Origin of the sequence: Clostridium sp. AF37-5 (assembly GCF_003477605.1) — a bacterium.
In the GTDB taxonomy this organism is placed as follows: domain Bacteria; phylum Bacillota; class Clostridia; order Lachnospirales; family Lachnospiraceae; genus Eubacterium_F.
Genome location: NZ_QUDR01000021.1, coordinates 47,420 through 53,670, shown reverse-complemented (window position 1 = coordinate 53,670; position 6,251 = coordinate 47,420). Strand labels below are relative to the sequence as shown.

The window sequence follows — 6,251 nt, the reverse complement described above, 5'->3', positions numbered from 1 at the left end:
GGAGAAAGGAGAATAATCCATTACCCTCAAAAGAGGATAATTGGATTATACGTAGATAGTATGAAAAGAATGAAATGTATGATAGTATTTCTTTTGGTTGCTGGGCTTGCAGTTTCAGCACCGAAATCAAATGCAATGTCAAAGAAGGTAAAAAAACAATATACTAAGGTCTTGCAGAAGTATGTAGGAAAAGGTAACGATGAATATTCGATACCTAAGTTTGCTCTTGTTGACATAGACCGAAATGGAATTCCGGAGCTTATGATTCAAAAAGATGGTCAAATAACAGGGGAAATGCTTTATTATACATGCAAAAAGAGCAATAAGAAACTGGTGAAAATAAAAGGACCTAGTTCAAAAGATAATTATCCGTGTTTTGGCGGACTTTCACGGATGCCTTCCAGAAAAAGTTATGCATTTTACAGAGGAGGCCCCGGATATACGGATGATAACGGAAATGGCATTATGCCTTATCTTTATGCAGAATATAAAATCAAGAAAAATAGAATTGTCTGTGTAAGCCTCGTCAACAAAAAAGAATACATGGACAAAAATAAGGTTGAGTACAGTGGAACATATTTAGGAAAAAAGAAAGTCACAAAGGCAGATTATAACAGAATAGAAAAAGCGTGCCGAGGCGAAATAAAATTTAAAAATATTACAAATAAAAATATTGCTAAAATGAAATAGCAAAAAAAAGCTGTTTGTAACGCAGATAGAGAAGTTTATCGCGTACAGGCAGCTCTTTTTTTTTGGCTCGCCGTTAAAAATTAGGAAAAAAGTTGAATACATGGCGTGATAAAATGGAACGAGAAAAAATGAGGGTGCTAGACTGGGATGAAAGTTAAAGGAGTTATAGATGAAAAAAACAAGTTATGAAATTTCCTATGATGTGATAACAAGCATAGGGGAACGAAAAACGAATGAAGATGCTTATGGAATCCTCGAACTGCCGGAAAAAAAATACTTTCTTGTATGTGACGGGCTTGGTGGACACGGTGATGGTGAAGTGGCGTCCTCTTTTGTTGTGGAGACCATGAAACAGTGTTTGGCAGAGGGACTTTCGGTAGCAGACAGTATTATGAAAAGTCAGAACCAATTACTGGAAAAGCAGCGGCAGGAACATAAAGAAAGCGGCATGAAAACGACATTAACTTGTCTGGAAATCAAGGATGAAAAAGCAAAGTTTTCTTATGTGGGAGATTCCAGAATCTACTGGTTTGAAAAAAATAAATATAAGCTGCGTACAAAAGACCACAGCGTTCCACAAATGTTAGTAAACAGCGGTGCAATAAAAGAGAAGGATATTCGCCATCATGAGGATAGAAGCCGCCTTTTGCGGGTAATGGGAACGGAATGGAATACACCCAAATATCAAATCATGGATGAATTTGATATATCAGCGAAAAGCAGTTTTTTATTATGTACCGATGGATTTTGGGAATTGATTGAGGAAAAAGAGATGGGGATGTGTTTGAAAAAATCCCGTTCGCCAAAGGAATGGCTGTCTTCCATGGAGCAGATTATCAGGCAGAACGGAAAAGGAACTAACATGGATAATTACACGGCAATTGCTGTTTTTGTTCGGTAAATAAACGGCAGAGAAAGGAGAAACCATGGCTGTTAAATGTAAAAATGGACATTGGTATGACCCGAATGTGTTTCGGAGTTGTCCACATTGTAAGAAAAAGAATGAAACGCTGAGTTTGATGGTTGACAATGTTGAGGAGGATGATAAAACGGTATCCATCATGGATGCAGATTTATCACTTGGCGAACAGTTAGGTGAAATCGTGCAGGAAAACATCGGGGGTGAAATACCGGTGGATGCACTTGGTGGATTTTCGGATGATGACAAAACCGTTTCCTTTGGATTCTTTGGCATGGCAGGTGTTCAGCCGGTAACCGGATGGCTGGTATGTCAGACGGGGGAGGAGAGAGGAAAAGATTACAGACTTCATGCCGGAAAAAATTTTATCGGAAGAAGCAATACGATGGATGTTGTGTTGATTGATGATAAAACGATTGCAAGGAATAAGCATGCATCGGTTACCTATGACCCGAAAGGAAATACCTTTTATGTGACGCCGGAGGGAGGAAATACCGTCTATGTGGCAGGTGAGTTAGCTGGGGAAGCAGTCAAACTTTCGGCAGGTGATGTTATTACAATTGGAAAAACGGAATTGGTATTCATTCCATATTGTGAGGAGGAGAGAAAATGGCAGGAGTAAAGAAAATATTACAAAACAGTTGTCTGATTTTTGCAGTGTGCCTGATTTGCTGCACAATCAAAGTGCAGGCAAAATATTTTAAAACACCGTATTTGTTGGAAATGGCAAAAAGTGATGCAGCACCTTATGTAACCAGTTACATTGTTGGAGCAAAGGCTTCTGACAGCATGGTTTTTAATGGAACAATCGGAAATACCATTTCTTTAAAACAGAGTGATTTGGCAGTCTCCTTTAAAGAGAGTAAAGAAGGACTCCATACCATTATTCTTGTGGATAACTCCGGGTCTGTAGATAAGGGGCAGTTTTCAGAGGCCAAAAAACATATTGCAGCACTGAGAAAGTCCATGAAAGCACAGGACAAAATGACATTATATACAGTGGGAACTTTGCGTGCGAGCGGTCAAAAGAGTAATGTGCTAAGAAATGGAAATCAGGCAGTGTCGGGAAATGAAACAAAGACGCTCAAATCAGATATCAAGAAAATAAACAAGATTCCGTATCATAAAGAAGCCAAAAGCAGAACGGTACTGTATCGTTCTTTAAATGAAGTGTTGACAGCATATGCCGATGCACAGCCAAGCCAGAGGACCGTTGTTTTACTGGTGACAGACGGGGAAGATGACTCTTTGGGAAAAGATAATTCCAAAGAAAGCACACTCGAAAATGTAAAAAAATCGATGGTTCCGGTGTATGGAATTCTATTAAAGAATAAAGCAAAAAAGCCAAACAAGAAAAAAATGAATGCGACCTATCAAATTTTAGAAGAAAAGAACAGTCGTGGCTACAATTTTGATAAGTGTCACTGGAATACGTCAAAAAAACAGGTAAAAGAAGGATTTAAAACATTTTCAGATATTGTGTGGAATCATACGTATGTTGTGAAAATGGAAGCACCAAACAATAAAAAACTGGATGGTATCAGTGCAATTACCTTAAGTGAAAAACGCGGCAGTGGTAATGTGAGCGGACGTATTGACTACAGTCGTTCGACACCGGATAAAGAAGCACCGGTTATTCGTAACATAAAAAAGAGTAAAAGCAATGCGATTACGTTTGAATTGACGGACAATTCGGGCAGTGTAGTTGGCGCGGACAAAGTTTCCAATTATGTTGTGAAATCAAAAAGTAAAGATGACAATGGCAGGGTGTGGGCAATTAACAATGTAAATTACAATAGCGTGGATAACACAGTTGTGCTTACGTTTAAGGAAGATTTGTATACGGGTGAATATACCCTGATATGTTCCAATATTCATGATGACACACAAGAGGCAAATCCGATTAATCAGGAATACAATTTTAAATTTACCGGTTTAGATGAAAAGTCTGAACAGACGAAACAGTTTGTCCGTTCGTATTGGTGGATTGCCCTTATTGCACTGGTTCTTATTATCGGTGTTATCGTAATTAACATTACAAAGCGAAAACCGGAAAAAGTTGTTGAAATAAATCCGGATGATTTATTAAAAGCAGATTCCAAACTAATTCGGCTTACCATTACCGACCGTGCCGGAAAAATTCAGGATGTGGAATGGAATGTCGAGGGCAGTTTGTTTATTGGGCGTTCGGATATATGTAATATTTATTTTGATGATGAGCGTCTTTCAAAACAGCATTTTGTGATAGAAGTAACGAAAATGGCATGCTACATTGAAGATTTGGAATCTACGAACGGAACATTTGTCAATGGTGTGAAAATGACGAACCGCCGGATGCTCTTGGATGGTGATATCATTACTGCCGGACGTGAAAAATTTGTTTTCCATACGATGAAAGCAGAAGCTGTTTCAGAGGCAGAGGAAGAATAGAGCGGCTAGGAAAGAGGGAAAAAGATGAAAACAAATTTGTTTTGCCCTAATTGTTTTCAAAGTGATTGTTTTAATGGTCGTTTATGTTACCAATGTGGTTATGAACAAAAGGCGGCTGTTGATTCACGGGCTATGCGAGCCGGGGTACTGCTGAAAAACCGATATTTTCTGGGGCGTGTACTGGGAATTGGCGGATTTGGAATTACCTATCTGGCATTTGACAGTCGACTCAGACAGCGGTGTGCAGTCAAAGAATATTTTCCTGTTGAATGGGCGGTGCGTATGGCAGGAACCAATCAGATTGAGCCAAACAGCCAGTTAAAGGATGAATTGTACTATCACGGGAAAGATGTGTTTGTGAAAGAGGCAAATATCCTGCTGGAATTTCAAAGAGAATCACACATTGTGAATGTCAGAGATTTTTTTGAGCAGAATGGAACCGCCTATCTTGTTATGGAGTATGTGCAGGGTGTTACATTGAGCCGCTATATGAGAGAACAAAACAAGCCCTTGTCAATTGCCCTTGCCAATCAGATGGTTCAGGAAATTGGAGATTCGCTGCATCGTGTACATAAGAAAAATCTTCTGCACCGAGACATCAGTCCGGACAATATTATGTATGACAATAAAGGGGAAATGAAACTGATTGATTTTGGTGCAACGAGAGAATTTGCACTCAATTCCCCACAAAGCATTTCCGTTATGGTTAAACCCGGTTTTGCACCGATTGAACAATATTCCCGTTCAGGCAGACAGGGACCGCATACGGATGTGTATGGTCTTGCTGCCACTTACTACTATGTGGTAAGTGGGAAGAAGCTGCCGACGGCACCGGACCGGGAAGCAGGAGTTGAAATAAAGCCACTTAAAGAATTGCTGCCTCACATACCAAGCCATATCAATGCGGCAATAAATCATGCACTGCAAAAAAAGTGGCAGACTCGTACAAGGAACATGAAAGAATTTGTACATGAAATGCATCTGTCACATCGAATTGTGTCAGATGGCAGACAGAAAAGTTTTGCTTTCATCATATTGCAGGGACAAGGAGAAAATCAAAGAATTGATTTGATACACAATCAGATAAAAATTGGAAGAAACCGAGCGAAATGCCAGTACGTCATAACGAATCCGCAAATCAGCGGCGAACATTGTGAGGTTACTTACGATACAGAAAACAATCAGTTTTATGTAAAAAACTATTCCAGAAATTACACATATACCAAATTTGGAGCACTTTTGATGGGACAATCCGTCACATTGAAAGCGGGGGAATGGTTTTATTTACAGACACAGAGTCAGAGATATTTATTTTTTTTGGAGGTGAATGAATCGTGTTTGGAAAGAAAAAAGAGGTAAAAAAGGAGCCGGTTAGCTCACCGTCAACCGGTAGAGTACAGCGTATGGTGCCGGAACTAGCAACGTTATCGTATACCGTTACCGGAAATCGTCAGTACCAGCAGGATGCTGTTTATGTATCCAAAGGCAAGAAACTGGCAGCAAATAAAAAGACCAGAGTATTAGCTGTGGTATGTGACGGAATGGGCGGGATGGCGGATGGCGGCAAAGCAAGTCAGACGGCAATCCAGATGTTAGTTTCAGCATTTAAGCAGATAGAGAAAAGTGCTTCAGTGGATATTCCTACATTTTTCAGACAAGGGATTTTAGCAATTGATGAGGCAATCTACAATTTTCCAAAAGAAAACGGAAAAGGTTCCGGTACAACAATGGTTGCGGTGATTGCAGAAGATAATAAATTATACTGGGCATCCGTTGGTGACAGTAGAATTTATATTATCCGTGGAAGCCAGATGAGACAGGTAACAAGAGACCATAATTACTGGCTCCGTTTACAGGAGATGGTTGCCAACGGTCAGATGACAAAAGAAGAAGCGATGGCAAAACGGCAAAAAGAAGCATTAATAAGTTTTCTTGGAATTGGAAATGTAAATCTTATGGATGTGAATACACAGCCATTTGAGATGCAGTACGGTGATGTAGTTATGCTTTGCAGCGATGGGATTACAAAGACCCTGTCGGATGAGCAGATTCACGGGATTATAGTGAGTGATATTGTTTCGATGGAAGATAAGGCAAAAACACTTGTGAATGCCGCTATCACAGGAAACACTCACTCGCAGGATAATACCCTCCGTAGCGATACTGCAATATAAAGAATCTATTATTAACAAAGAAAGATAAGCACAAAGGT

At 39.6% G+C, this 6,251-nt stretch carries 6 protein-coding genes; all 6 read left to right on the top strand.

Going from position 1 to position 6,251, the window contains the following annotated elements:
* Nucleotides 1-690, top strand: a 690-nt coding sequence (locus DW019_RS12060; protein WP_207663934.1) for a hypothetical protein, incomplete at its 5' end; no start/stop codon positions are given.
* Nucleotides 691-859: 169 nt separating this feature from the next.
* On the top strand, nucleotides 860-1,591 hold the full coding sequence (locus DW019_RS12055) for a protein phosphatase 2C domain-containing protein (RefSeq protein WP_118443610.1): 732 nt from the start codon (nucleotides 860-862) through the stop codon (nucleotides 1,589-1,591).
* Between the two features lie 25 nt (nucleotides 1,592-1,616).
* Nucleotides 1,617-2,231 (top strand): FHA domain-containing protein, encoded by a 615-nt coding sequence (locus DW019_RS12050; RefSeq protein WP_118443609.1) that lies wholly within the window; start codon nucleotides 1,617-1,619, stop codon nucleotides 2,229-2,231.
* A complete protein-coding gene (locus tag DW019_RS12045) occupies nucleotides 2,219-4,039 on the top strand; it encodes an FHA domain-containing protein (RefSeq protein WP_118443607.1) in 1,821 nt (606 codons plus the stop codon). Before DW019_RS12050 ends, DW019_RS12045 begins: the two co-directional genes overlap by 13 nt.
* Nucleotides 4,040-4,063: 24 nt before the next feature.
* Nucleotides 4,064-5,398, top strand: coding sequence for an FHA domain-containing serine/threonine-protein kinase (locus DW019_RS12040; protein WP_118443606.1), 1,335 nt, complete (start codon nucleotides 4,064-4,066; stop codon nucleotides 5,396-5,398).
* On the top strand, nucleotides 5,374-6,213 hold the full coding sequence (locus DW019_RS12035; protein ID WP_118443605.1) for a protein phosphatase 2C domain-containing protein: 840 nt from the start codon (nucleotides 5,374-5,376) through the stop codon (nucleotides 6,211-6,213). Before DW019_RS12040 ends, DW019_RS12035 begins: the two co-directional genes overlap by 25 nt.
* Nucleotides 6,214-6,251 lie beyond the last annotated feature (38 nt).